We start from the raw sequence: 23,649 nt of genomic DNA, 5'->3' as shown, positions 1-23,649 counted from the left end.
GCTCAGATGAAGCCTTCCTTGCTCGCCACGTAGACGGCCTCCGCGCGACGACTGACCTGCAGCTTGCGCAGGATGTTGCCGACGTGGAACTTCGCGGTGGTCTCGGAGATGAAGAGCTGCTTGCCGATGCCGCGGTTGGACATGCCGCGGGCGAGCAGGCGCAGGACGTCCTGCTCCCGGTCGGTCAGCTGTCGGTTCTCCGCGGCCGACTCCGAGTTGATCCCCCGCACCATCGCCGCGGCGCTGCGCGAGTCGAAGGCGCTCTCGCCGCGGTTCACGGCACGGATCGCACGGACTAGCTCGGAGGTGTCGACCTCCTTGACGACATACCCTCGCGCGCCCCGGTGGATGGCCTCGAGGACGAGCTGGTCGTCGATCACGGTGGTGAGGACGAGCAGAGCCACCTCGGGATGCGCCTCGTGCAGGCGTGCGCACAGGTCGATGCCCTCGTTGTCGCTCGACGGCGAGAGCCGGAGGTCGAGCAGCACGACGTCGGGCCGGGTGGACGCGACGACGGCGAGTGCCTGCGGCGAGGAGCTCGCCTCCCCCACGATCCGCAGGTCGGCTTCGCGTTCGAGCACCGAACGCAGCCCTTGGCGCACCATCGCATGATCATCGACAAGGACGACGCCGATGGTGCCGGCAGCGTCACGTGCCCGGCCGGGGGCGATAGTCGGGACACTCATCACTGGTCACTCTCCTCGCGCGAACGAACGGTGCCAGGCAGGACGCCGGACAGCGGAACCCGGGACTCGATGGCGACGCCACCGGCTCGGGAGCGACGGATCGACAGGGTGCCGCCCAGTCCCTCGGCCCTCAGAGCCATGCCCAGCAGGCCGCGATGCCTGCCGTCGGCGGCGCCGCGGCGAGCCAGGCGTACGGTGCGCCGCATCGCCGCGGGGTCGCCGTCGCCGTCGTCGCCGATCCGCAGCACGACACAGTCCTCGAGGTATCGGAGCCGGACCAGTGCCCGGCGGGCATCGGAGTGCATCGCGACGTTGAACAGAGCCTCGCCGGCAGTCCTCGCCAGGGCATGCTCGGCCGCCGTACCCATCGGCACGGGGCTCCCCTCCACGCGCAGCCGCACGTTCAGGTGGGGGCGATGCTGGGCGGCCATCTCGGCCAGCAGCTCGGGCAGGCTGGCGACGTTCTCCGCGGCACGCTCGTGGTTCAGCGCGTAGATCACCGACCTGAGCTGCTCGGTCGCCGTCGACATCAGGTCGCGCGCACGGTCCAGCTCCGGAAGCACGGAACCACGGGTCCCGGCAGCCGGCTCGGCGGCGAAGTCACCGCGGAGCATCTCCACCACCAGCCCAGCGCTGAGCACCGTCTGTGCGACGCTGTCGTGGAGCTCGAGCGCGATGCGCCGGCGTTCGTTCTCGAGCAGCTCGCGCTGGTCTGCCACCCGGAGCCGCTGCTCCGCCGCACGCAGCTCCTCGTCACGTACGGACAGCAGCCTGGCCTGTTCGGAGACCTCTTCGAAGAGCTGATGCGCACGTCGCTGCTGAGCGAGACCGGTCCGGTAGAGATCCCCGGTGTGCAACGAGACCGCAGCCAGGTTGGCCAGGATGTGCAGCACCGAGAGGTCCGGGATCTCGAGAGGAATGTCGTCCTGCGGCGCGGCGACCAGACCACCGATCGCGTGCCCGTCGAGCATCATCGGAACGACGACGACACCGTCCTCGTCGTCCTGGGTCGCGCGGAGCGGCAGGTCGCCGGCCTCGACCCGCTGAACGGCTCGACTCGCCTCCTCGGCCAGGTCGGCGACGTCATCGAGGACGAGACCGTCGGCGTCGGTCGCCAGGAAGCGGGGACGGGTCGAGGGCAGCGCCTCGGAGGTGAGGGCCAGGGCGGCCCACCGCGCGTCGAGGTGGTGCGAGGCGACCCGGACGATCTTCTCCAGCAGCGCCCGCGGGCCCTCGACGGAGTGGACCAACGCGCCGGAGATGGAGTCCATCGCGGCGACCGTGCGCTGCAGTCGCTCGTTGGATCGTTGGTAGGCCGAGTAGTAGGTCTGCTTGCCCGAGCGCACCCCGGTCAGCGCAGCGAGGTCCGGCAGCCGCCGGGCGATTTCGGCAGCCGAGAGCGGACGTGGCTGGGTGGTCACAGTGATTCTCGGAAGATGCCGGCGATGTCTTCCTTCGCCGCGGGCCGAGGGTTGGTGGCCAGGCAGGCGTCGCGCGTGGCGGTGAGCGACATCCGGTCGATGTCGGCGGCGGTGACTCCGAGGGCACCGAGCCGTCGGGGCGCTCCGACGGAGGCCGACAGCTCCTGGACGTACTGGGCCAGCATCTCGGCGGCCTCGCGATCGGGTACGCCTTCGACGCGGAGACCCATGGCGTCCGCCAGCATCGCGAAGCGCTCCGGAACCACGTCGGCGTTGAAGCGGATGATGTGTGGGAGCAGGACTCCGTTGACCACTCCGTGCGGCAGGTCGTACAGGCCGCCGACCTGATGGCTCATCGCGTGGGTCGCCCCGAGGATCGCGTTGGAGAAGGCCAGACCCGCCTCGAGGCTGGCCTGCGCCATCCACAGCCGGGCCCGCTCGTCGCCGGGCACCTCGACGTTGCGGCGCAGCGCCTTGGCGACCAGGCGCGCGGCAGACAGAGCGTGCCCGTCGGCCAGTGGGTTGTGCCCCAACGAGACGAACGACTCGATCGCGTGCGTCAGGGCGTCGAGCCCGGTCGCGGCGGCGAGGTCCTGCGGCATCGTGCTCAGCAGGCGCGGGTCGGTCACCGAGATGTCCGGTACGAGCGAACGTCCCATGATGGTCATCTTCACCGCGTTGGCGGTGTCGGTGACGATGCAGAACTGCGAGACGTCCGACCCGGTGCCGGCTGTGGTCGGGATCATCAGCTGAGGCGGGATCGGCTGCTCGACGCGGTCGACGCCGGCGTAGTCGCGGATCGAACCACCATTTCCGCTGACGATCGCGACGCCCTTGGCGGCATCGAGGGCCGAGCCACCGCCGATCCCGATGATGACGTCGCCGCCGTACTCCGCATAGGCCAGGTACGCGGCTTCGATCTCGTGGTCCTTGGGGTTGGGGGTCACCCCAGCCCAGACCATCGGCTTCAGGCCGACCTCGGCGAGGTGAGCGAGCAGCTCGTCGACCCAACCCGCATCGATGACGCCAGGGTCGGTCACCACGAAGGGCCGGCGTGCACCCAACCGACCGGCGCAGAAGCCGGCTTCGGCCAGCGAGCCCAGCCCGAACACCATCTCGGGAACATGGAACTTCAACAGCCGCCGATCATCCCGGGACGCGGGAAGCGACGGTGCATCGAGCGTGAGCATGGCGAAACGACCTCCTCAGCGCGCCACAGATCTCAGAGCCGTTAGTGACGCACGCCACACCATAAGGGCGTGCAGGTTGCAATCCGGTTGCAGGCTTTGCCTTGGTCCGGCCAACCAGCCGACGGAAACGTTGCAACGCCGTTGCAACGTGAACGGTGTCACACTGGAGAGATGGACAAGGGCATGCGAGCGGAGGTCGCCGACTCCTGGCACCGCTCTGCCGCGGCGGGAGTTCCCGCCGATGAGCTCGCCGCGCCGATAACCCTCGACGACGGAGCGCTGCACTCGGCGCGCGCCGAGCACCAGCTCGCCCGTGTCTTTCCCCTCCTCGACGACGTCCTCGGCCAGGCCGCCCGCGACTGCGACGCCGTGATGGCGGTCGCCGACGAGGCAGGCCAGCTGCTGTGGGTCTGCGGCTCCGGCGCCGCGCTGCGCCGGGCCGAGTCGATCGGCTTCGTCGAGGGCAGCAACTGGGACGAGCGCCTTGCCGGCACCAACGCACCAGGACTGGCGCTGCGCCTCGACCAGCCCAGCAGCGTCGTACGCAGCGAGCACTTCCGCCACTCCGTGCGCCGCTGGAGCTGTGCCGCGGCGCCCATCCACGACCCCGGGAGCTCGCAGCTGCTCGGCGTGCTCGACATCACCGGTGGCGACGAGATCGTCGTGCCCCAGACGATGGCTCTGATCCGGGCCACGGTGCGGCTCGCGGAGACCGAGCTCGCCCGGGACCGCCTCGTCGCGGAGACCCCGCAGACCCCCGGACGTGCCACGATCACGATCGAGGCGCTCGGTCGCAACGACGCGTTGCTCACCGTCGACGACGACCTCGGGCACACCGGCCGGATGCGCCTCTCGCCACGCCACAGCGAGCTCATCCTGCTCCTCGCCAGCACCCCGCGCGGTCTCTCCGGCGACGAGCTCAGCGTGCTGCTCTACGAGGACGAGGGCGGATCCTCGACGCTGCGCGCCGAGCTCAACCGGTTGCGCCACCTGCTCGGCGACACGTTCTTCGCCTCGCGCCCCTACCGGCTCGTCTCGGACGTCGGCGGCGACTGGCTCGCTGTCGAAGCGCTGCTCGCATCCGGGGACGTCGCCGGCGCGCTTCGCGCCTTCCGGGGGCCCCTGCTCCCACGGTCCACGGCTCCCGGCGTCGTACGCCTGCGCCAGGCCCTCACCGAACAGATGCGTGCCGCCATCATGCATGCCGGCCAACCCGACCTGATGTCGGCCTGGACCCGCTCGGCCTGGGGTTCGGACGACTACGAGATGTGGGCCCTGCAGCGCGATCTCCTGCCTCCGGGTTCGCCCGTCTGGGCGCTGGCGACCGGCCAGCTGGCCCGTCTGGACCACGAGTTCGCGGGCCCGCCTACCCGTTAGGACAGGTTCCGGACCGAGGGCGAGCAACGGCAACGTGTCTGCAACGTAACGGCTCCTACGGTGATGTGAACGGCGTCACAGATGACGCCGAGTCCCGACATCAGGAGCATTGAAGATGACCACCTACGTAGCCCCGGGCAAGCCGGACTCACTCGTCTCCGTCAACAGCCGTTATGGCCACTACATCGGCGGCGAATGGGTGGACCCGATCAAGGGTCAGTACTTCGAGAACATCTCCCCCGTCAACGGCAAGCCGTTCACCGAGGTCGGACGCGGCACCGAGGAGGACATCGAGGCGGCCCTCGACGCCGCCCACGCCGCCAAGTCCGCGTGGGGACGTACCTCGGGCACCGAGCGCGCCAACCTGTTGAACAAGATCGCTGACCGCCTCGAGGAGAACCTGACCTCGATCGCCGTCGCGGAGACCTGGGACAACGGCAAGCCCGTTCGCGAGACCCTGGCCGCCGACATTCCTCTGGCCGTCGACCACTTCCGTTACTTCGCCGCCGCCATCCGCTCCCAGGAGGGCAGCGCCGGCGAGCTCGACGAGACCACCGTCGCCTACCACTTCCACGAGCCGCTGGGTGTGGTCGGCCAGATCATCCCGTGGAACTTCCCGATCCTGATGGCCGTCTGGAAGCTCGCCCCGGCCCTCGCCGCCGGCAACTGCGTCGTGCTCAAGCCCGCCGAGCAGACCCCGTGGTCGATCCTCAAGGTGGTCGAGCTCATCGGCGACCTGCTCCCCGCGGGCGTGCTCAACGTCGTCAACGGGTTCGGCGTCGAGGCCGGCAAGCCGCTGGCCTCCTCGTCGCGGATCGCCAAGGTCGCCTTCACCGGTGAGACCACCACCGGCCGGCTCATCATGCAGTACGCCAGCCAGAACATCATCCCGGTCACCCTCGAGCTGGGCGGCAAGAGCCCGAACGTCTTCTTCGACTCCGTGGCCCAGCAGAAGGACGCCTTCTACGACAAGGCCCAGGAGGGCTTCGCGCTCTTCGCCCTCAACCAGGGCGAGGTCTGCACCTGCCCCTCGCGTGCGCTGATCCAGGAGTCGATCTACGACGAGTTCCTCGCCGACGCCGTCGTACGCGTCGAGAAGATCGTCCAGGGCAACCCGCTCGACGACACCACGATGATCGGTGCGCAGGCCTCCCAGGACCAGCTGGAGAAGATCCTCTCCTACATCGACATCGGCAAGGCCGAGGGCGCCAAGGTGCTCACCGGCGGTGAGCGCAACATCCTCGACGGCGACCTCGCCGAGGGCTACTACGTCCAGCCGACCATCTTCGAGGGCACCAACTCGATGCGCATCTTCCAGGAGGAGATCTTCGGCCCGGTCGTCTCGGTCACCAAGTTCACCGACGAGGCCAACGCGCTCGAGCTGGCCAACGACACCCTCTACGGCCTCGGCGCCGGCGTCTGGTCGCGTGAAGGGGCGCAGGCCTACCGTGCCGGCCGCGAGATCGAGGCCGGCCGGGTGTGGACGAACTGCTACCACCTCTACCCGGCGGGTGCGGCGTTCGGTGGCTACAAGCAGTCCGGCATCGGTCGTGAGAACCACAAGATGATGCTCGACCACTACCAGCAGACGAAGAACCTCCTGGTGTCGTACTCCCCCGATGCCCTCGGCTTCTTCTGAGAGGCGCTGACCCGGAGATGCGCGACCTTCCGCACCGGGTCGACCTCACGAGTGAGGCGGCGGAGCTCCTCCGCCGCCTCACCGCCGAGGCCGGCCCGCTGATGTTCCACCAGTCCGGCGGCTGCTGTGACGGGTCGGCCCCGATGTGCTATCCCGACGGCGAGTTCATCGTCGGCAGCGCCGACATCCATCTCGGCGATCTCGACATCGAGCTGGACCGCGCGGTTCCGGTCTGGATGTCGAAGGCCCAGTTCGAGTACTGGAAACACACCCACCTGACCATCGACGTCGTCAAGGGCCGCGGATCGGGCTTCTCGATCGAGGCGCCTCTCGGGGTCCGCTTCCTGATCCGCTCCCGCGTCTTCACCGACGAGGAGTACGAAGCACTGACCACGGCGTCCGCCGACGGCTGACCCCACCTCCCCCAACCACGCAGCCCCCAACCAGACAGCCCCCAGCCCCACCACGCAGACCAGAAGGCAGGATCCCACATGACCACCGGAGCCAATGTCGCCGACGAGACCTCGACCAGCCGTCCCGACGCGGGGCGACGGTTCGAGCCGCCCGCCGGTCTCGCCGCCGAGGCGAACGTCAAGGCCGACGTCTACGAACGCGCCGACGCCGACCGGCTGGGATTCTGGGCCGAGCAGGCCCAGCGGCTCACCTGGGCCGAGCCGTTCACCGAGGTGCTCGACTGGTCCAACGCCCCGTTCGCGAAGTGGTACGTCGGGGGCAAGCTCAACGCGGCGTACAACTGCGTCGACCGGCACGTGGAGGCCGGTCGCGGCGACACGGTCGCCTTCCACTTCGTCGGCGAGCCGGGTGACGTACGGGACCTGACCTACGCCGACCTCAAGGACGAGGTGTCACGGGCCGCCAACGCGCTCACCGACCTGGGCGTACGCACCGGTGACCTGGTGGCGATCTACCTGCCGATGATCCCCGAGGCGGTGATCTCGATGCTCGCCTGTGCCCGCATCGGGGCGACCCACACCGTCGTCTTCGGCGGCTTCTCGGCCGAGGCACTGGCCTCCCGGATCCAGGACTGCCGGGCGAAGGTGGTCATCACCGCCGACGGTGGTTACCGCCGCGGCGCCCCGTCCGCGCTCAAGCCGATCGTCGACGACGCCATCGGCAAGCTGGGCAACGACAGCCCGGTCGATCACGTCCTCGCCGTCCGTCGCACCGGACAGTACGTGCCCTTCGACGACGCCACCGACGTGTGGTGGCACGACGTGGTCGACGGCGCCTCGCCGGAGCACACTCCCGAGGCGTTCGACGCCGAGCACCCGCTCTACGTCATGTACTCCTCGGGCACGACCGGCAAGCCCAAGGGCATCCTGCACACGACCGGCGGCTACCTGACCGGCGCGGCGTACACGCACCATGCCGTCTTCGACCTCAAGCCGGGCTCTGCCGAGGAGAAGGGGGACGTCTACTGGTGCACCGCCGACATCGGCTGGGTCACCGGCCACAGCTACATCGTGTACGGGCCTCTCGCCAACGGCGTCACCCAGGTCCTCTACGAGGGCACGCCGGACAGTCCGCACCAGGGCCGCTGGTGGGAGATCATCGAGCGCTACGGCGTGACCCTCCTCTACACCGCCCCCACAGCGATCCGGACGTTCATGAAGTGGGGCCGCGAGATCCCGGATCGCTACGACCTCTCCTCGCTGCGCCTTCTGGGATCGGTCGGCGAGCCGATCAACCCCGAGGCGTACCTCTGGTATCGCAACGTCATCGGCGGCGACCGCTGTCCTGTGGTCGACACCTGGTGGCAGACCGAGACCGGGCAGATGATGATCAGCCCGCTCCCCGGCGTCACCGCCGGCAAGCCCGGCTCCGCGATGCGGGCGCTGCCCGGCATCGGGGTCGACGTGGTCGACGAGAACGGGGCCTCGGTGCCGAACGGATCCAGTGGACTTCTTGTGCTGACCGAGCCTTGGCCGGCGATGCTCCGCACGCTCTGGGGCGATGAGGAGCGATTCGTCGAGACCTACTGGGCACTCTTCGAGAAGCAGGGCTACTACTTCGCCGGGGACGGCGCGAAGAAGGACGAGGACGGCGACATCTGGGTCCTCGGCCGGGTCGACGACGTCATGAACGTCTCCGGCCACCGGCTCTCGACCAGCGAGATCGAGTCCGCCCTGGTCTCCCATCCGCGGGTAGCCGAGGCTGCCGTGGTCGGTGCCGCCGACGAGACCACGGGCCAGGCGGTGGTCGCGTACGTGATCCTGCGCTCCGGTGCCGACGACGGCGCCTCCACCGGTGACGCCCTCGTGCACGAGCTGCGCAGCCACGTGGCCAAGGAGATCGGCGCCATCGCCAAGCCCCGCAAGATCACCATCGTCCCCGAGCTGCCCAAGACCCGATCCGGCAAGATCATGCGTCGGCTCCTGCGCGACGTCGCCGAGGACAGAGCCATCGGCGACACCACGACGCTCAGCGACCCCGCCATCATGTCGCTGATCGCCGGCCGCGACGACCAGACCGCGAAGGCATGACCTCTCATGCCAAGGACAGAGAACGCCCGACGTAGCGCGACGGTCACGGCTGTTCGCTCGTTGACCGAACAGGGCCTGGTCATCGTCGCGCGGCACCGCGAACCCCCGCGCGGAGGCATGCGCGCACCTTGGGGCGAGTCGCACCTCAAGCGCATCGGCACCCAGCTGACGCTCTGTGGCCTCCCGACCCTCGGTTGGCATGCGTTCTGGCACCTCCGGACCGATGACATCCGCAAGTGGTGCTCCGACTGCTCGGTCGCACGACCAACTCGGCCCCTGGCCCGTACCCGGTCCGGCCCACCGCCCGATCTCTGACGACGATCCGTGTCATCGTCGCCGGAGCACGAACCTGGCGGTCTGCGCGCAGTCGGGGATGGGTGGGCAAACGATCGGCGTACGTCTCGGACTGACGCGGCTACCGAGGCCAGCGGGAGACCCTTGCACCCGGACCTGCAAGAGCGTCAGGGTAGGGACATGTCGAACGAGACCAGCAGCGTCACCCGCGAGCACGACCCGGACAGGTATCAGATCGCCGTCGATGACGCGGTCGCGGGATTCACCCAGTTCGTCGACGACTCGAACCAGCGGATCTTCTTCCATACCGTGGTCCACAAGGAGTACGGCGGCCGCGGCCTCGGATCCGAGCTGGTCCGTCACGCTCTGGACGAGACCCGCGGCCAGGGCGTACGCATCGTGCCCGTGTGCCCGTACGTCAAGGCGTTCCTGGAGCGTCACACGGAGTACGCCGACGACATCGACCCGGTGACGCCGCGCGCGCTCGAGCTGTCGCGTGAGGCAGCGTCGCGAAAACCCGCTTGATCAGTCCTTGTCGGCGATGCGCTGACGCTCGGGGAAGTACCACCGCATGACCTTGCGCAGCTTGTCGGAGTCCTCGCGAGCCCAGTTGCGCATCAGCTCCGACCCGAACGAGATGGCGGTCACCGGCTCGGCGCCCGCGGCGATCATCCGGTCGAAGGCCCTGTCGTGAGCGATCTGGCTGATCCCGCCGACCGCGTCGGCGACGGGATAGACGTCATAGCCCTCGGCGAGCATGTCCAGGGTGGGGAAGGTGAGGCAGACCTCGGTCCACAAACCGGCGATCACCACCTTGCGGCGGCCGCTGCTCTCGATCGCCGCACGGAAGTCCGGGTCCTCCCAGGCGTTGACGCCGGTGCGGTCGATCTCTTCGACCCCGGGCAGCTCATCTCGGATCAGCTGCGCCGTGCCCTGGTTGACTCCCAGGTCGACCCCCACGGTGGAGAGGACCACCGGTACGTCGTAGCTGGTGGCGAGCCGGCACAGCGCGACCACGTTCAGGTCGAGCTCCTCCCGGGAGGACGTGGTGACGGTGGAGTACTGCTCGGGCTGGTAGTCGATCAACGCCAGCACGCAGTTGCCCGGCGCCAGCAGATGGTCCCCGGCCGGCTCGCGTACCGGTTCAGGTTCGGTCTTGCCCATGGCGCCAGCTCCCTTTCATAGGTAACGGTCTCCCGGCCACACTAGGTGCACCTGCGGCATCCCGCTATCCCGCCCACCCGCGTGCGTCTTCATATGTGGACGGGTATCTGACCTGCGCATATGAGCGTGCTCGTGTGACGTCAAGCCCGTCAGACCATGCCCATACAGCATCGCTCGATGCAGTCACGATGTTGGACGCGTATCGCATTTGCTACCTAGCCTCTCACCGAGCCGGAGATGGCGGAGCTGACCGCCCTCGTCAAGACCATCGTCTGATGGGCACTCGCCCGACAGGAGAAACCGTGAACCGCCGCATCCTCCAGGTAGGACCGCTCAAGCCGTCGCTGGCCACCACCCTCGCCGAGCGTTATGACGCCCTCGTGCTCCCTGACGACGACACCAGGGCCGTGTTCCTTGCCGAGCACGGCCCCGCGATCGGCGCCGCGGTCACCACCGGACGCGTCGGCGTGCAGGCCGATCTGATGACGGAGCTGCCCTCGCTCGGCGCCATCCTCAACTTCGGGGTCGGCTACGACACCACCGACGTCGAGGCCGCCGCCGCGCGCGGCGTACTGGTCTCCAACACCCCCGACGTGCTGACCGACTGCGTAGCCGACATCGCGATCGGTCTCGCCATCGACACCTTGCGCGGGCTCAGCGCAGCCGACCGCTACGTACGTCGCGGCGACTGGTCGAAGGTCGGCAACTTTCCGCTGACCCGCAAGGTCTCGGGCAAACGGGTCGGCATCCTGGGCCTGGGCCGGATCGGCCAGGCGATCGCGACCCGGTTCGAGGCCTTCGGCTGCCCGATCGCCTACCACTCCCGGCGCGAGGTACCCGGCTCTCCTTACTCCTACGCCGCCTCACCCGCCGAGCTCGCCGCCGAGGTCGACATCCTGGTGGTCGCCACCTCCGGTGGAAGCCGTACGCAGCACCTCGTCGACCGCAAGGTCCTCGAGGCCCTCGGCCCCGACGGCTACCTCATCAACATCGCCCGCGGCTCCGTCGTCGACCAGGACGCACTGGTCGAGCTGCTCCGTGATGGCGGCATCGCCGGCGCCGGGCTCGACGTCTACACCGAGGAGCCCAAGGTCCCCCAGGAGCTGATGTCCCTCGACAACGTCGTGCTCCTCCCCCATCTGGCCAGCGGCACCGTCGAGACCCGTGCCGCGATGGAGCAGCTGACCCTGGACAACCTCGACCGCTGGCTCGCCGACGGCACCGTCCTCACCCCCGTCCCAGAGGTACAGCAGCCGTAGTGCCAATGCCGCGGGCCGCTGAGCAGCCGCGCGATCCGGCCAGAGACCGTTCCACGTTCCCGGGCCAGAACATCGGCGAGGGCGTGCTCGTGAGAGCGTGGAGGTTGGCGTTCTGGGCCCGCCAACGTCGTCGGGGCAGCGCGCAGGAGACAAAAGGAGCCACAGTTGACTTCCCTGAACAGCACCCTGCAGCCGATCTACGACGAGATCCTGACCCGCAATCCCGGTGAGACCGAGTTCCACCAGGCGACCCGCGAGCTGCTCGACAGCCTCGACTCGGTCGTCTCTCGCCACCCGGAGTACACCGACGCGGCGATCATCCGCCGTGTGTGCGAGCCGGAGCGGCAGATCATCTTCCGCGTGCCGTGGGTCGACGACTCCGGCCAGGTTCGGCTCAACCGCGGCTTCCGCGTCGAGTTCAACTCGGCGCTCGGCCCGTACAAGGGTGGTCTTCGCTTCCACCCGTCGGTCTACCTCGGCATCGTGAAGTTCCTCGGTTTCGAGCAGGTCTTCAAGAACGCCCTGACCGGCATGCCGATCGGCGGCGGCAAGGGTGGCTCGGACTTCGATCCCAAGGGCCGCAGCGACGCCGAGATCATGCGTTTCTGCCAGTCGTTCATGACCGAGCTCTACCGGCACATCGGCGAGTACACCGACGTGCCCGCGGGAGACATCGGTGTCGGTGGCCGCGAGATCGGCTATCTGTTCGGGCAGTACAAGCGGATCACCAACCGTTACGAGTCCGGCGTCCTGACCGGCAAGGGCGTCGGCTGGGGCGGCTCGCTGGCGCGCACCGAGGCGACCGGCTACGGCACCGCCTACTTCGCCAACGAGATGCTCAAGACGCGCAACGCGTCCTTCGACGGCAAGACGGTCGTGGTGTCCGGCTCCGGCAACGTCGCGATCTACGCCGCCGAGAAGGCGGCGGAGCTAGGGGCGACCGTCGTCGCCTGTTCTGACTCGAGCGGCTATATCGTCGACGAGAAGGGCATCGACCTCGAGCTGCTCAAGGACGTCAAGGAAGTACGCCGCGCCCGCATCTCCGACTACGTGGACGAGCGTGGCGGCTCGGCCCGGCTGGTCACCGACGGCTCCGTGTGGGACGTACCGTGCGACATCGCCCTCCCCTGCGCGACCCAGAACGAGCTCCACGCCGATCACGCCGTCTCTCTCGTACGCAACGGCTGCGTCGTCGTCGCCGAGGGCGCGAACATGCCCTGCACCCCGGAGGCGGTCAAGGTCTTCACGGACGCAGGAGTCGCCTTCGCCCCCGGCAAGGCCGCCAACGCGGGTGGGGTCGCGACCAGCGCGCTCGAGATGCAGCAGAACGCGTCCCGCGACTCGTGGAGCTTCGACTACACCGAGGAGAGGCTGCGCAACATCATGGTCGACATCCACGACCGCTGCGTCGCCACCGCCGACGAGTACGGCGCCCCCGGCAACTACGTGACGGGTGCGAACGTAGCCGGCTTCATCCAGGTCGCCGACGCGATGCTTGCCCTCGGGGTCATCTGAGGTCTGCTCGACCTGCTGCCGCGTCCCAGGTACGGCAGCCGTAGTCCTGTCAGAATCGGGATCGTGCTCCTAGAGATTCACGGTCATCACTTTCCCGGCCGGTCCTGGCACGTCGATGGCGAGCCGTGCCACAACCTCCATGTCGGCCTGCAGGTGCGTCGCGATCCGGAGGACCTGGTGCCCGGGGACAGCGAGTCAGCCGTGTGGTCGACCACGATCGAGGTCCTCGACCGCCCGGACCACCCCGATGCCGGCAGAATCGATTTCCGAGGTCCGGCCGTGCAGGGCAAGCGGGGTTCCCGGTTCGTCTACCTCACCTGGGGCGACGTACGTCCCGACGGCACCTTCGTCCTCGTACGCCGCGCCAAGCTCATGCTCGACGACCTGCTGCCCTTCGACCCACTGGCAGACCCGGACCAGACAGTGGTGGCGCGGGTCGACCTCACCGACGAGTGCGGCGGGCCCCGCTGTGCCCGTCTCCGTGCGCCCGCTCTCGAGCTGTCGACAGTCACAACATAGTGACCGGCCGGCGGCCGCCTCCACGTGGTCCTCGGCGTGGCTCGTGCGGCTGAAGGAAAGTGGGGGCTGGCAGTGGTGTTCACGCCAGTCAGGTGCACGATCCCATCCACGCCCGATTGAGGCTCGAGTCGCGGGCGAACGTACGCTTTCTGAATATCTAGCCGGGAAATGGACAATGGCCATGTTCGGCCCCTATTGCTAGGACTCGAACATGGCCTCTGACCTGCTCTTTTGGTGGAGGTGAGGGGACTCGAACCCCTGACCCTCTGCATGCCATGCAGATGCGCTACCAGCTGCGCCACACCCCCGTGGCGTTGTCCCGGTGATCAACCCCGGGCAACGAGAAGAACATTAGCGGACTGGTCTTTCGATCACGAAATCGGGGCCCCTGATCCGTACGTCGCGAGGCGCCACGGCGCCGAGGGAATGAGGCCGTGGGTGGTTTCGCTGGCGACGAGCTCGATCCAGGCGCAGTTGGGCAGCGGAGCGAGGGTGGTGACCACGGTCGGGTCCCAGCCGAGGAAGGCGGCCAGGCCCTGGCGGATGGCGCCGCCGTGGGCGACGGCCACGACGGTTTCGCCGGTCGCGACCGACTCGGCGACGTCGTTCAGCGCGGAGGTGAAACGAGCCGCGACCGTGGGCCAGGACTCCCCGCCGTACGGCTCCCAGCTGGCCGGCACCTCACCGAAGCGGTCGAGGATCTGGGCTCGGTTCAGCCCCTCGGCCTCGCCAGCGCAGACCTCCCGCAGGCGAGCGTCGTACGCAGCCTCCAGGCCTGTCTCCTCGGCAACGTGCGCAGCGGTCTGCCGTGCCCGCATCAGGTCCGAGGAGACGAGGCGGGTGACGGCGTACGTCGTCCCGATGGCCCGGGCGGCTGCCTTGGCCTGCTGGTGGCCGGTCTCGGCGAGCTCGATGTCGGTCTGGCCCTGGTAACGACCGTCGGCGTTCCACTCGGTGACGCCGTGGCGGAGCAGGATGATGCGGCGACGGGTCTGGTCAGGCTCGGCCACCGGTCGTCAGCTCTCGGAGATGACGTCGGCGGGCAGCGAGATGGCGGGGCAGTCGCGCCAGAGCCGCTCGAGGGCGTAGAACTGACGCTCCTCCTCGTGCTGGACGTGCACGACGATCTCGCCGTAGTCGAGCAGCACCCAGCGACCCTCCTTGTGCCCCTCGCGGCGCAGCGGCTTGGAGCCGAGGTCGCGCAGCTTCAGCTCGACCTCGTCGACGATCGACTGCACCTGGCGCTCGTTGGGCGCCGAGGCCAGCAAGAAGGTGTCGGTGATGGCCAGCTGGTCGCTGACGTCGAAGGCGATGATGTGGGCGGCCTTCTTCTCCGAGGCCGCTCGGGCGGCGGTGATGGTGAGCTCGAGAGCGTGCTCGGTGGCGGTCATGAAGGCTCCGTCGGAGTGAGTTTCGGGTGGTCGGCGGAGGAAAGATTCCCCCGGGCCGGTCGATAGAGGTCGTGCTTGCCGATGTACTGGACCACACCGTCGGGGACGAGATACCAGACCGGCTCTCCACGGTGACGCCGCTCGCGGCAGTCGGAGGAGGAGATCGCCAGGGCCGGGATCTCGAGCATGGTGATGCGGTCGGCGGGAATCTTCGCGATGACCTCGGCATCCATGGTGTAGCCCGGTCGCGTACAGCCCACGAACTGGGCGAGCTCGAAGAGCTCGTCGGTGTCGCGCCAGGTGAAGATCTCGGCCAGCGCATCGGCACCGGTGATGAAGTAGAGCTCGGAGTCGGGCAGCGCCTTGGCGAGGTCGCGCAGCGTGTCGATCGTGTAGGTCCGGCCGGCCCGGTCGATGTCGACCCTGCTCACCGTGAACCGCGGGTTGGCGGCGGTCGCGATGACCGTCATCAGATAGCGGTGCTCGGCCGGCGAGACATCCCGCTCGGCCTTCTGCCACGGGTCGCCCGTGGGCACGAAGACGACCTCATCGAGGTCGAAGAACGACTGCACCTCGGAGGCCGCCACCAGGTGGCCGTGGTGGATCGGGTCGAACGTGCCGCCCATGACACCGATACGGCGTTTGCCGGTCAGGCCCTCCAGGCCCGGCTCGAGCGCTCCCCCGCTGCCCATCTGATCAGCGCTCAGGAGTGCTCACGGCCGCCGGCGAACCAGACCAGCACCATGAGCGCGAAGACCAGGATCGCCAGGGCGCCGGCACCGACGACCCACTCGATGCCCGAGGTCCCGTGCTCGGCCCCGTGCTCAGCGGAGGTGATGATGCTCGACACTACAGAGTTCGCCATGGGCGACAGATTACCTTGCCGCTGCCGTCACTAACGCACGTGCCCGTCCCCCGTGACCACATACTTGGTCGAGGTCATCTCGGGCAGCCCCATCGGGCCCCTGGCATGCAGCTTCTGGGTCGAGATCCCGATCTCCGCACCGAAGCCGAACTCGCCACCGTCGGTGAACCGCGTCGAGGCGTTGACCATCACCGCCGCGGAGTCGACGGCCGCGGTGAACCGCCGGGCCGCGCCGACGTCCTGGGTCAGGATCGCCTCGGTGTGACCGCTCGACCAGCGACGGATGTGGGCGACGGCAGCGTCGAGATCGGGTACGACGGCAGCGCTGATCTTCAGGGCCAGGAACTCCGCCGCGTAGTCCTCGTCGGTGGCCGGCTCGACGAGGTCGTAGGCCTGGAAGGCAGCGTCGCCGTGGATCTCCACACCTTGCTCCTGCAAGGCGGGGACGATCATGGGCAGGAACTCCTTGGCGATGTCGGCGTGCACGAGCAGCGACTCGGCGGAGTTGCACACGCTGGTGCGCTGCGTCTTGGAGTTGACCACGATCGAGACGGCCTTCGCGAGGTCGGCGGCCTTGTCGACGTAGATGTGTACGTTGCCCACCCCCGTCTCGATGACGGGCACCGTCGACTCCTCGACGACGCTGCGGATCAGGCCGGCGCCGCCGCGCGGGATGAGCACGTCGACCAGGCCGCGGGCCCGCATCAGCGCCTTGACCGAGTCGTGGCCCTCGCCGGGCACGACCTGGATCACGTCGGCGGGAAGGCCGGCGGAGGCGACGGCGTCACGGAGCACCTCGACGATCGCCAGGTTGCTGGAGGCGATGTTGGAGGAGCCGCGCAGCAGCGCCGCGTTGCCGGACTTCAGGCAGATCCCGGCCGCGTCGACGGTCACGTTCGGACGCGCCTCGTAGATCATCCCGACGACCCCGAAGGGCACCCGCACCTGACGCAGCTCGAGGCCGTTGGCCAGGGTTGAGCCGCGTACGACATCTCCTACGGGGTCCGGCAGGGCGGCCAGCTCGCGAAGAGCTGCGGCGATGGTGTCGAGACGCTCGGGGGTCAGGGTGAGGCGGTCGATGATGTTGGCCGGGCTGCCCGAGGACTCGGCACGGGCGACATCGGCCGCGTTTGCCTCCAGGATCTCCGCGGACCGGTCGACCAGCGCGTCGGCCATCGCCTGCAGCGCCGCGTCCTTCACGCCGCGCGGCGCGACCGCGAGCGCATAGCTCGCCTCCCGCGCCTTCGCCGCCACGTCACGGACCACTGCCTCTGCACTCATGCTCAGAAGCCTATGCGGTCAGCCATACGCGGCGGCCACCCCCTTTCACCCTGCGGACCAGCCATGTTGTGGACCAGCCGCCTCACTGGTCAGCCGTGGCGTGGAGATCCCCGGATCTCGCGATGGCCAGCAGCAGATCGTGTGCCCTGGCAGCGACCGGGTTGGCCGTACGCCGCGCCGCGAGCTCCACGAGCGCGACCAGGTCCGCTGACCGCGCCAGGTCGAGAACCTGGTCCGCGCTCCCACCCCGCATCGCGACGTAGCCCTCCAGCACCGCCGAGACGTACGCCGCGTCCCGTTCGAACCGGAGCAGGTTGCCGAGGTCGGTGAAGGGCGAGCCGGCGTGGGCGAACTCCCAGTCGAGCACCGCGCGCACCTGCAGCGACTCCGGGGCGATGATGAGGTTCTTGGGGTTGAGATCGCTGTGCACCAGGCTCACCCGGGAGACGGGATCGAGCAGGTACTGGGCGTCGGCGGCCGCGTCTCGCAGAGCATCCAGATCCTCCGGTGCCCAGGCGAGGCGCTCCGCGTGCGACTCGACCCACTCGGTCAGGTCCAGTGCGAACGCGTCCACCCGCAGGTCACCGTCGGCGAAGGTCCCCGCGGTCAGGAACGGCATCCCGGCGAGGGTACCGGCGAGCTGTCCAAGGCCGCGTCCGAGCGTGGCCAGCGCCGTCTCGTCAAGGGTCGGGAGAAGCAGGTCACCGCGGACACCCTCGACGAACTCGGTCACCAGCAGCGCAGGGGTCCCCGCGGCCGGGTCGGCGCGGCGTACCTCCAAGACCTCCGGGATCGGGACGAGGCCCCGCACCAGGCGGTGCAGGGCCTCGTGGATCTCCGCCGCCTGCGGATGATGGCGAGGGTCCGCGAAGACCCGCACCACCGAGCGGTCCCCGCCGGCGTCGGCCAGGAACGTCTCGCCCGACCAGCCACCGTCGAGCGGCTGGAGGCCTCCCTCGAGTTCACCAAAGCTCACTCGGGGAGGGTAGTGCCTAGCTGGCGCAGGGCCGGCTCTTCGGCTTCGAGTAGACCCTGTGGGTCGCCCGCGGGCTGTCCCACATCTTGTTGAACCGGGCCGTGTAGGCGTCGTAGTAGCGCCTCGAGGTGAACCGGAAGGTGACCTCGTCGTTGCTGAAGGACGGGGGCGACCAGTTCTCCGAGCCGGTCCAGACACTGAACGTGCCCTTGCCACCGAAGGCGCCGTTGACGCTCATCCACTTGTAGTGGGAGTAGCAGCGCGAGCCGTAGACGATCTTGTCACCGCCGGTCGACTTCTTCCGACCCCAGTCCCAGGCGGCGTCACGCACCGGGATGCCGACCCGCCTGAGCTTTCGGTAGACCGGGTCGCTGGTGACCGAACCGATGACTCGGACCACGCAGCCACGCTTCTTCAGCCGGACGATCTCGTCGGCGATCCGCTCGCCGCGGCGGCTGTACCACGCATACATGTGGACCCGCAGAATCGTCCTGCCCTTGGTGCCGTAGCCCTTGGGCGCCCGGCAGCCGACCCGACGCAGCCGGTCGATCACCCGGTCTCCGCTGCCACGGGCATAGATCTCGTCGTTGGTCGCGCCCGGACGCTTGCGCTGGAACCCGACCGAGGTCCCGCCACCGGTCCAGGACACATAGCGCGGGCGCGCCCGCCGGTCGGCCTTGAGCTCGTTGAACATCCGCAGCCAGGTCCGCCACAGACTGCTGTTGGCGTAGATCGTCTGGCCGTCGTTCCACTGCGCCCCGGCCGCACCGCCGCCGAGGTTGCCGGAGCTGCTGATCACGATGTTGCGCTTGGAGCCGACGTGGGTGAACGAGTGGATCTTGATGTGGAGGTTGCCCTTGGTGCCGCCGCGGCAGGCGCCGCCGCAGCCGTAGATGAAGCTCGGGCGGTGGCGCTTGGTGCCGAAGCGGTTGGCCAGCTTCTGCTCGCCGCTGCTCCACATCTTCCGGTTGACCAGGATCTGCACGTGGACACCGCGCTTGTGGGCGGCGACCAGCAGGTTGACGGTGTCGCTGCGGTCCAGGTTGTACGTCACGAACCTGATGTAGGAGCCCCGCGGCGAGTGCCGGATGCTGTTGTTGATCCGGCTGACGACGAAGTTGCGCTGCGCCCAGTTGCCGGTCGGGTTGTTGAAGAACGGTCCCGCCGGCGGCGCCCACGACGCCGCGGAGGCCGGGGCCGGAGTCGAAACCACGGACATCATCGCTACGACCAGCGCAGCCACACAGGCGGCCGCAGCCGACGCAATCGATATGTTCCTGGTCGTCAGCGACCCTTTTGCATTCCCCCACATGCCGCCGGACTATACCCAGCGATGTATGGCCTGCAACGGCAATTCACCGAACAGCGAGCCAAACAGTCGAAAAGCCGCCTCCGAGCAAGGCTCGGAGGCGGCTTTTGGGACGTCCCACTCGTGGTGGATCAGGCAGCCATCGTCGGTCTCGACCCGCGGTCACAGCCTCGCAAGCTCGGCTGTGCGCTCGCTCGACCCCTTCGCGTCTGCCCGGCGCAAGCGCCGTGCAGGCTCAGCCCTTGGCTGCCTTCACTGCGTCGGTGACGGCCGGGAGGACCGAGTGCAGGTCGCCCACCACACCGAAGTCGACGAGCTCGAAGATCGGTGCCTCTTCGTCCTTGTTGACCGCGACGATGGTCTTCGACGTCTGCATACCGGCGCGGTGCTGGATCGCACCGGAGATGCCGTTGGCGACGTAGAGCTGCGGGCTGACCGTCTTACCGGTCTGGCCGACCTGGAAGGTGTGCGGCATCCAGCCCGAGTCGACGGCGGCACGCGAGGCACCGACCGCGGCACCGAGCGCGTCGGCGAGACCCTCGACCGCGGAGAAGTCACCGCCGGTGCCACGACCACCGGAGACCACGATCGCGGCCTCGGTGAGCTCCGGGCGACCGGAGGCCTTACGCGGCTGCGAAGCGACGATCTGGGCGGTCTTCGCGGCGTCGGAGATGGTCACCTCGAACGGGGTGACCGCGGCGGCGCCGGCCTTCTCGACCGGAGCGGCCGAGTTGGGCTTGACCGTGATGATCGCGGTGCCCTTGGTGACCTTGCCCTTGACCGTGAAGTTACCGGCGAAGACGGACTGGGTCGCCACACCGGACTCGTCGATGTCGACGGCGTCGGTGATCAGACCGGAGTCGAGCTTGATCGCCAGCCGTGCCGCGACCTCCTTGTTGTCCGCGGAGGACGGCAGCAGGATCGCCGCCGGGGAGGCGGTGCCGGCCAGCTGGGCCAGCGCCTCGGCCCGCGGAGCGACCAGGTAGCCCTTGATCTGGGCGTCGTCGATGACGTACACCTTCTCGGCGCCGTAGCCCTTCACGGCCTCGGCGGCACCAGCGGCGCCGTCGGCGGCACCGATGTAGACCGCGGACGGCTCGCCGAGCTTCGCAGCAAGGGTGAGCAGCTCGTAGGTCGGCTTCTTGACCTGACCACCAACGTGGTCGATGAGAACGAGAACTTCAGCCATGATTCAGGATCCTTTCTCGGCCTCAGATGAACTTCTTGGACGCGAGGAACTCGGCCAGCGCCTTGGCGCCCGAGCCGTCCTCGTCGGTGACGATCTCACCGGCAGTACGCGGCGGACGCGCCGTGGTCTCCTCGACCGCGGTGTACGCAGCACCCAGACCGACCTGGGCGGCCTCGACACCGAGGTCGGCGATCGACCAGGTCTCCAGCGGCTTCTTCTTCGCCGCCATGATGCCCTTGAAGGACGGGTAACGAGCCTCGCCCGACTGGTCGGTGACCGAGAGGACCAGCGGCAGCGTGCCACCGATGACCTCGGTGGCGACATCGCCGTCACGCTTGACGCGGACCTGGTCGCCCTGGGTCTCCACGACCGACGCGAGCGTCACCTGCGGCAGACCGAGGCGCTCGGCCAGCATCGCCGGGACGACGCTCATACCGGCGTCGGTCGAGGCCAGACCGCCGACCACGAGGTCGACCTTGGTCTCGGCACCGATCTTCTCGATCGCCTTGGCGAGCACCAACGACGTGGCGATGGCGTCCGAGCCCGCGATCGCGTCGTCGACGACGTGGACACCCTTGTCGGCACCCATCTGCAGCGACTTGCGCACAGCGGCCTCGGCGGCCTCCGGACCAACGGTCAGCGCGGTGACGGTGACTTCCTCACCCTCGCGCTTCTCCTTGATCTGCAGCGACTGCTCGACGGCATACTCATCGAGCTCGGAGAGCAGCCCGTCGACGTTGACGCGGTCGACGGTGAAGTCTTCCTCGAACTGCCGGTCCGCAGTGGCGTCCGGCACATACTTCACAAGCACAACAATGTTCATGGTGGTGCGGCCTAGCCGGCCCCTCCTGGAATGGTCGTAGTTCGCCAGCGATGTTACCCGTCAGTCACATACGGATGACAGGTGCCTACGCGTTGAGAATGTCACATTGGTGAATCAGGGCCGTACGACGCCCGCGACGATGCGGCCGACGATCAGCCAGGCCAGGGCGCCGAGGCCCCAGTTGAAGAGCGCGTTCTTTATCTCCGCGTCCTCGCCGCCGAACTGCTTGATGCCGTTCTCCCGCGAGAACAGGCCGAGGTCGGCGGTGTCGGCGAGGTTGAGCACGAAGTCCACCAGGGTGTTGCCCTGGTTTGCCTTGAGCGCGATCATGAGCGCCCCGATCGCCAGCGCGAGCGCGGCGAGCAGCGCGATCACCCAGATCGCCCTGGAGGCGTAGGAACGGACGGTCTTGACCACGCCCGGGCCGGATGACGTCTTGGTGTCGGACACGCGAGTCACTTCCCTTCGAAGTTTGCTTTGCCGGGGCCGTTCTCCAGAAACGATCCCATCCCGGTCTTGGAGTCCTGCGTCGCGAACACGCCGGCGAACTGCTGCTGCTCGATGGCCAGCCCGGTGGCGAGGTCCACCCCGAGCCCCTTGTCGATCGCCGTCTTCGCCGCCGCCAGAGCGTACGGCGCCGCCACCTTGTACTGGCTCGCCCACGCGAGCGCCTCCTCATAGACCGAGGCCGCCGGTACGAGCCGGTCGGCCAAGCCGATTGCAAGCGCCTCGTCTGCCTTGACGAAGCGGCCCGAGAAGATCAGATCCTTGGCCTTCGACGGCCCGATCAGCCGCGCCAGCCGCTGGGTGCCGCCGGCACCGGGGATGATGCCGAGCAGCACCTCGGGCTGGCCGAAGGTGGCGTTGTCGGCGGCGATCCGAAAGTCGGCCGCGAGCGCCAGCTCGCAGCCGCCGCCCAGTGCGTAGCCGGTCACCGCGGCCACCACCGGCTTGGGCATCTCCGCGATCGCCGTCACCGCCGCCTGCACGCCGGCGACCCGCTTGGCCATCTCGGCATAGGAGAGGTCGGCCATCTCCTTGACGTCGTTGCCCGCCGCGAACAGCTTCTCGCCGCCGTAGAGGACAACAGCGCGTACGTCGTCATCTTCTGCGGCCTCGGTGGCGACCTCGAGCAGCTCGGCCTGCACCTGGAAGCTGATCGCGTTCATCTTCGGGCGGTCGAGCCGGATCGTGCCGACGCCGTCCTCGACGGTGAGGTTGACGAAGTCACCCATCGTGGTGATCCCCTATCTGTGCGGACCTGCCTGTGCCGGCACGTATGTGAAGGCGGTTACGTTGCCGCGAACACTATCGGGTGCCTGCCATCTTTCGTGCTCGCATACTCGCTCTGCAGGATCGGGCAGTGCACAACTCCGGCCCTCATCACCCGTGGACGACGATTACGTAACTGTGTTGCTCTTGAACACCCACAGATGCAAGATCGTTCCGGAGCAGGAGACCCCCATGCCTGACCAGACCCCACACGTCGCGAGCCGCCGGAGGATCCTCGCCGGCATCGGCGCAGTCGTCGCGACGCCGGTGATCGTCGCGGCGACCGGCAGCCAAGCCGCCGCCGACTCGCGGACCGAAGCCTCCGAGCGACCCGGCACGACCACGCCGGAGTGCCTCTCCGACCTCGTCGCGATGGGGGTGGTGACGGATGCAGATTTCGTGGCTCGCTGACGTGCTCCGAGGCGCGGGAGTAGCAGTCGTCGAGGAGGGCGACTGGCTCAACCGCGGCGCGACCTCCGGAGGTGGCGCCTTCGAACCGATCGGCGTCCTCTGGCACCACACCGCCGGGTCGACGACGTCGCCCGACAACCCCCACCCCTCGCTCGACATCTGCATCAACGGCCGCCCCGACCTCTCCGGACCGCTGTGCCAGGCCCTGGTCGACTACAACGGCGTGTTCCACGTGATCTCGGCCAACCGGGCCAACCACGCGGGCGTCTGCGGCGGCAGCGGCCCGATCCCCGCAGGGGACGGCAACACGATGCTGGTCGGCTGGGAGATCGACTACAACGGCGTCGACCAGGAGATGTCGCAGGCACAGTACGACGCCTCGATCGCAGCGACCGCCGCGGTGATCAGCCAGCTCGGCACGGATGCCAGCTACGTGCGCGGGCACCGGGAGACCAGCACGACCGGGAAGATCGACCCGTACGCCATAGATCTGGACGCGATGCGCGCCGACGTCGCGGCGCTGGGCGGATAGGGCCCGGTGCGTAACCCCGGGAGGTAAAGGGA

The 23,649-nt window shown here is 68.5% G+C and carries 25 protein-coding genes and 1 tRNA gene; 10 read left to right on the top strand and 16 right to left on the bottom strand.

The features are described from left to right. Window positions 1-2: 2 nt before the first annotated feature. Genes ACRDPS_RS17640 through ACRDPS_RS17630 form a run of 3 tightly spaced genes read right to left on the bottom strand, consistent with a single transcriptional unit; the run spans window position 3 to window position 3,297 of the window. Entirely contained in the window at window positions 3-686 is a 684-nt protein-coding gene (locus ACRDPS_RS17640) for a MadR family response regulator transcription factor (RefSeq protein ID WP_431502964.1), read from the bottom strand. Continuing rightward, entirely contained in the window at window positions 686-2,107 is a 1,422-nt protein-coding gene (locus ACRDPS_RS17635; RefSeq protein WP_431502963.1) for a sensor histidine kinase, read from the bottom strand. The genes ACRDPS_RS17640 and ACRDPS_RS17635 overlap by 1 nt, the downstream gene beginning before the upstream one ends. Beyond that, window positions 2,104-3,297 (bottom strand): iron-containing alcohol dehydrogenase, encoded by a 1,194-nt coding sequence (locus tag ACRDPS_RS17630; protein ID WP_431502962.1) that lies wholly within the window; start codon window positions 3,295-3,297, stop codon window positions 2,104-2,106. Before ACRDPS_RS17630 ends, ACRDPS_RS17635 begins: the two co-directional genes overlap by 4 nt. A gap of 171 nt (window positions 3,298-3,468) precedes the next feature. On the opposite strand from ACRDPS_RS17630, the gene ACRDPS_RS17625 reads away from it, so the two are divergent. The 5 genes from ACRDPS_RS17625 to ACRDPS_RS17605 all read left to right on the top strand — a co-directional run bounded on the left by ACRDPS_RS17625 (window position 3,469) and on the right by ACRDPS_RS17605 (window position 9,636). Then, window positions 3,469-4,674, top strand: coding sequence for a transcriptional regulator (locus ACRDPS_RS17625; RefSeq protein WP_431502961.1), 1,206 nt, complete (start codon window positions 3,469-3,471; stop codon window positions 4,672-4,674). Window positions 4,675-4,789: 115 nt separating this feature from the next. Next, a complete protein-coding gene (gene exaC, locus ACRDPS_RS17620) occupies window positions 4,790-6,313 on the top strand; it encodes an acetaldehyde dehydrogenase ExaC (protein WP_431502960.1) in 1,524 nt (507 codons plus the stop codon). 17 nt (window positions 6,314-6,330) lie between these two features. Then, window positions 6,331-6,726, top strand: coding sequence for a DUF779 domain-containing protein (locus ACRDPS_RS17615; RefSeq protein ID WP_431502959.1), 396 nt, complete (start codon window positions 6,331-6,333; stop codon window positions 6,724-6,726). Between the two features lie 78 nt (window positions 6,727-6,804). Beyond that, complete coding sequence (gene acs, locus ACRDPS_RS17610; RefSeq protein ID WP_431502958.1) at window positions 6,805-8,817, top strand: acetate--CoA ligase; 2,013 nt, start codon at window positions 6,805-6,807, stop codon at window positions 8,815-8,817. Between the two features lie 474 nt (window positions 8,818-9,291). Continuing rightward, window positions 9,292-9,636, top strand: coding sequence for a GNAT family N-acetyltransferase (locus ACRDPS_RS17605; protein WP_431502957.1), 345 nt, complete (start codon window positions 9,292-9,294; stop codon window positions 9,634-9,636). On the opposite strand, the gene ACRDPS_RS17600 is transcribed toward ACRDPS_RS17605, so the two are convergent. Further along, window positions 9,637-10,275 (bottom strand): isochorismatase family protein, encoded by a 639-nt coding sequence (locus ACRDPS_RS17600; RefSeq protein WP_431502956.1) that lies wholly within the window; start codon window positions 10,273-10,275, stop codon window positions 9,637-9,639. A gap of 302 nt (window positions 10,276-10,577) precedes the next feature. Between ACRDPS_RS17600 and ACRDPS_RS17595 the strand changes: the two genes are divergently transcribed. From ACRDPS_RS17595 to ACRDPS_RS17585, 3 genes are all read left to right on the top strand, one after another. Beyond that, a complete protein-coding gene (locus tag ACRDPS_RS17595; protein WP_431502955.1) occupies window positions 10,578-11,534 on the top strand; it encodes a 2-hydroxyacid dehydrogenase in 957 nt (318 codons plus the stop codon). Between the two features lie 174 nt (window positions 11,535-11,708). Next, a complete protein-coding gene (gene gdhA / locus ACRDPS_RS17590; RefSeq protein WP_431502972.1) occupies window positions 11,709-13,049 on the top strand; it encodes an NADP-specific glutamate dehydrogenase in 1,341 nt (446 codons plus the stop codon). Between the two features lie 63 nt (window positions 13,050-13,112). Further along, window positions 13,113-13,568, top strand: coding sequence for a DUF5990 family protein (locus ACRDPS_RS17585; protein WP_431502954.1), 456 nt, complete (start codon window positions 13,113-13,115; stop codon window positions 13,566-13,568). 232 nt (window positions 13,569-13,800) lie between these two features. On the opposite strand, the gene ACRDPS_RS17580 is transcribed toward ACRDPS_RS17585, so the two are convergent. From ACRDPS_RS17580 to ACRDPS_RS17525, 12 genes are all read right to left on the bottom strand, one after another. After that, a tRNA-Ala gene (locus tag ACRDPS_RS17580) sits at window positions 13,801-13,876 on the bottom strand. A gap of 63 nt (window positions 13,877-13,939) precedes the next feature. After that, window positions 13,940-14,578, bottom strand: coding sequence for a histidine phosphatase family protein (locus ACRDPS_RS17575; RefSeq protein ID WP_431502953.1), 639 nt, complete (start codon window positions 14,576-14,578; stop codon window positions 13,940-13,942). A gap of 6 nt (window positions 14,579-14,584) precedes the next feature. Further along, window positions 14,585-14,959: a ribosome silencing factor gene (rsfS, locus tag ACRDPS_RS17570; RefSeq protein ID WP_431502952.1), complete on the bottom strand. Its 375-nt coding sequence runs from the start codon at window positions 14,957-14,959 to the stop codon at window positions 14,585-14,587. Beyond that, window positions 14,956-15,651, bottom strand: coding sequence for a nicotinate-nucleotide adenylyltransferase (nadD, locus tag ACRDPS_RS17565; protein ID WP_431502951.1), 696 nt, complete (start codon window positions 15,649-15,651; stop codon window positions 14,956-14,958). The genes rsfS and nadD overlap by 4 nt, the downstream gene beginning before the upstream one ends. A gap of 11 nt (window positions 15,652-15,662) precedes the next feature. Continuing rightward, window positions 15,663-15,824: a hypothetical protein gene (locus ACRDPS_RS17560; protein ID WP_431502950.1), complete on the bottom strand. Its 162-nt coding sequence runs from the start codon at window positions 15,822-15,824 to the stop codon at window positions 15,663-15,665. A gap of 30 nt (window positions 15,825-15,854) precedes the next feature. Then, window positions 15,855-17,105 carry a glutamate-5-semialdehyde dehydrogenase gene (locus ACRDPS_RS17555; RefSeq protein ID WP_431502949.1) on the bottom strand — a complete coding sequence of 417 codons (1,251 nt, stop codon included), beginning with the start codon at window positions 17,103-17,105 and terminating at the stop codon, window positions 15,855-15,857. 82 nt (window positions 17,106-17,187) lie between these two features. Next, window positions 17,188-18,081, bottom strand: coding sequence for a phosphotransferase family protein (locus tag ACRDPS_RS17550; protein WP_431502948.1), 894 nt, complete (start codon window positions 18,079-18,081; stop codon window positions 17,188-17,190). 16 nt (window positions 18,082-18,097) lie between these two features. Further along, window positions 18,098-19,294 carry a phospholipase D-like domain-containing protein gene (locus ACRDPS_RS17545; RefSeq protein WP_431502947.1) on the bottom strand — a complete coding sequence of 399 codons (1,197 nt, stop codon included), beginning with the start codon at window positions 19,292-19,294 and terminating at the stop codon, window positions 18,098-18,100. Between the two features lie 331 nt (window positions 19,295-19,625). Next, window positions 19,626-20,579, bottom strand: a complete 954-nt coding sequence (locus ACRDPS_RS17540; protein WP_431502946.1) for an electron transfer flavoprotein subunit alpha/FixB family protein — start codon at window positions 20,577-20,579, stop codon at window positions 19,626-19,628. A 22-nt stretch (window positions 20,580-20,601) separates the two neighbouring features. Beyond that, window positions 20,602-21,384 (bottom strand): electron transfer flavoprotein subunit beta/FixA family protein, encoded by a 783-nt coding sequence (locus ACRDPS_RS17535; protein WP_431502945.1) that lies wholly within the window; start codon window positions 21,382-21,384, stop codon window positions 20,602-20,604. 132 nt (window positions 21,385-21,516) lie between these two features. Beyond that, entirely contained in the window at window positions 21,517-21,852 is a 336-nt protein-coding gene (locus tag ACRDPS_RS17530) for a hypothetical protein (RefSeq protein WP_431502944.1), read from the bottom strand. A 5-nt stretch (window positions 21,853-21,857) separates the two neighbouring features. Beyond that, complete coding sequence (locus ACRDPS_RS17525; protein WP_431502943.1) at window positions 21,858-22,637, bottom strand: enoyl-CoA hydratase/isomerase family protein; 780 nt, start codon at window positions 22,635-22,637, stop codon at window positions 21,858-21,860. Between the two features lie 229 nt (window positions 22,638-22,866). Between ACRDPS_RS17525 and ACRDPS_RS17520 the strand changes: the two genes are divergently transcribed. Together ACRDPS_RS17520 and ACRDPS_RS17515 are read left to right on the top strand one after the other, a co-directional pair. After that, window positions 22,867-23,085 carry a hypothetical protein gene (locus ACRDPS_RS17520; RefSeq protein ID WP_431502942.1) on the top strand — a complete coding sequence of 73 codons (219 nt, stop codon included), beginning with the start codon at window positions 22,867-22,869 and terminating at the stop codon, window positions 23,083-23,085. After that, a complete protein-coding gene (locus tag ACRDPS_RS17515) occupies window positions 23,063-23,617 on the top strand; it encodes a peptidoglycan recognition protein family protein (RefSeq protein ID WP_431502941.1) in 555 nt (184 codons plus the stop codon). The genes ACRDPS_RS17520 and ACRDPS_RS17515 overlap by 23 nt, the downstream gene beginning before the upstream one ends. Window positions 23,618-23,649: the final 32 nt, after the last annotated feature.

Source organism: Nocardioides sp. (genome assembly GCF_050699375.1).
Classification (GTDB): Bacteria; Actinomycetota; Actinomycetes; order Propionibacteriales; family Nocardioidaceae; genus Nocardioides.
This window is presented reverse-complemented; position numbering and strand designations above follow the sequence as displayed.

Excerpts from the sequence above, each read along its gene's own strand:
- ACRDPS_RS17640 (WP_431502964.1), bottom strand. The coding sequence starts at position 686 with ATGAGTGTCCCGACTATCGCCCCCGGCCGGGCACGTGACGCTGCCGGC.
- ACRDPS_RS17630 (WP_431502962.1), bottom strand. The coding sequence starts at position 3,297 with ATGCTCACGCTCGATGCACCGTCGCTTCCCGCGTCCCGGGATGATCGG.
- ACRDPS_RS17625 (WP_431502961.1), top strand. The coding sequence starts at position 3,469 with ATGGACAAGGGCATGCGAGCGGAGGTCGCCGACTCCTGGCACCGCTCT.
- exaC (WP_431502960.1), top strand. The coding sequence starts at position 4,790 with ATGACCACCTACGTAGCCCCGGGCAAGCCGGACTCACTCGTCTCCGTC.
- ACRDPS_RS17615 (WP_431502959.1), top strand. The coding sequence starts at position 6,331 with ATGCGCGACCTTCCGCACCGGGTCGACCTCACGAGTGAGGCGGCGGAG.
- acs (WP_431502958.1), top strand. The coding sequence starts at position 6,805 with ATGACCACCGGAGCCAATGTCGCCGACGAGACCTCGACCAGCCGTCCC.
- ACRDPS_RS17605 (WP_431502957.1), top strand. The coding sequence starts at position 9,292 with ATGTCGAACGAGACCAGCAGCGTCACCCGCGAGCACGACCCGGACAGG.
- ACRDPS_RS17600 (WP_431502956.1), bottom strand. The coding sequence starts at position 10,275 with ATGGGCAAGACCGAACCTGAACCGGTACGCGAGCCGGCCGGGGACCAT.
- rsfS (WP_431502952.1), bottom strand. The coding sequence starts at position 14,959 with ATGACCGCCACCGAGCACGCTCTCGAGCTCACCATCACCGCCGCCCGA.
- nadD (WP_431502951.1), bottom strand. The coding sequence starts at position 15,651 with ATGGGCAGCGGGGGAGCGCTCGAGCCGGGCCTGGAGGGCCTGACCGGC.
- ACRDPS_RS17560 (WP_431502950.1), bottom strand. The coding sequence starts at position 15,824 with ATGGCGAACTCTGTAGTGTCGAGCATCATCACCTCCGCTGAGCACGGG.
- ACRDPS_RS17555 (WP_431502949.1), bottom strand. The coding sequence starts at position 17,105 with ATGAGTGCAGAGGCAGTGGTCCGTGACGTGGCGGCGAAGGCGCGGGAG.
- ACRDPS_RS17540 (WP_431502946.1), bottom strand. The coding sequence starts at position 20,579 with ATGGCTGAAGTTCTCGTTCTCATCGACCACGTTGGTGGTCAGGTCAAG.
- ACRDPS_RS17525 (WP_431502943.1), bottom strand. The coding sequence starts at position 22,637 with ATGGGTGACTTCGTCAACCTCACCGTCGAGGACGGCGTCGGCACGATC.
- ACRDPS_RS17520 (WP_431502942.1), top strand. The coding sequence starts at position 22,867 with ATGCCTGACCAGACCCCACACGTCGCGAGCCGCCGGAGGATCCTCGCC.
- ACRDPS_RS17515 (WP_431502941.1), top strand. The coding sequence starts at position 23,063 with ATGCAGATTTCGTGGCTCGCTGACGTGCTCCGAGGCGCGGGAGTAGCA.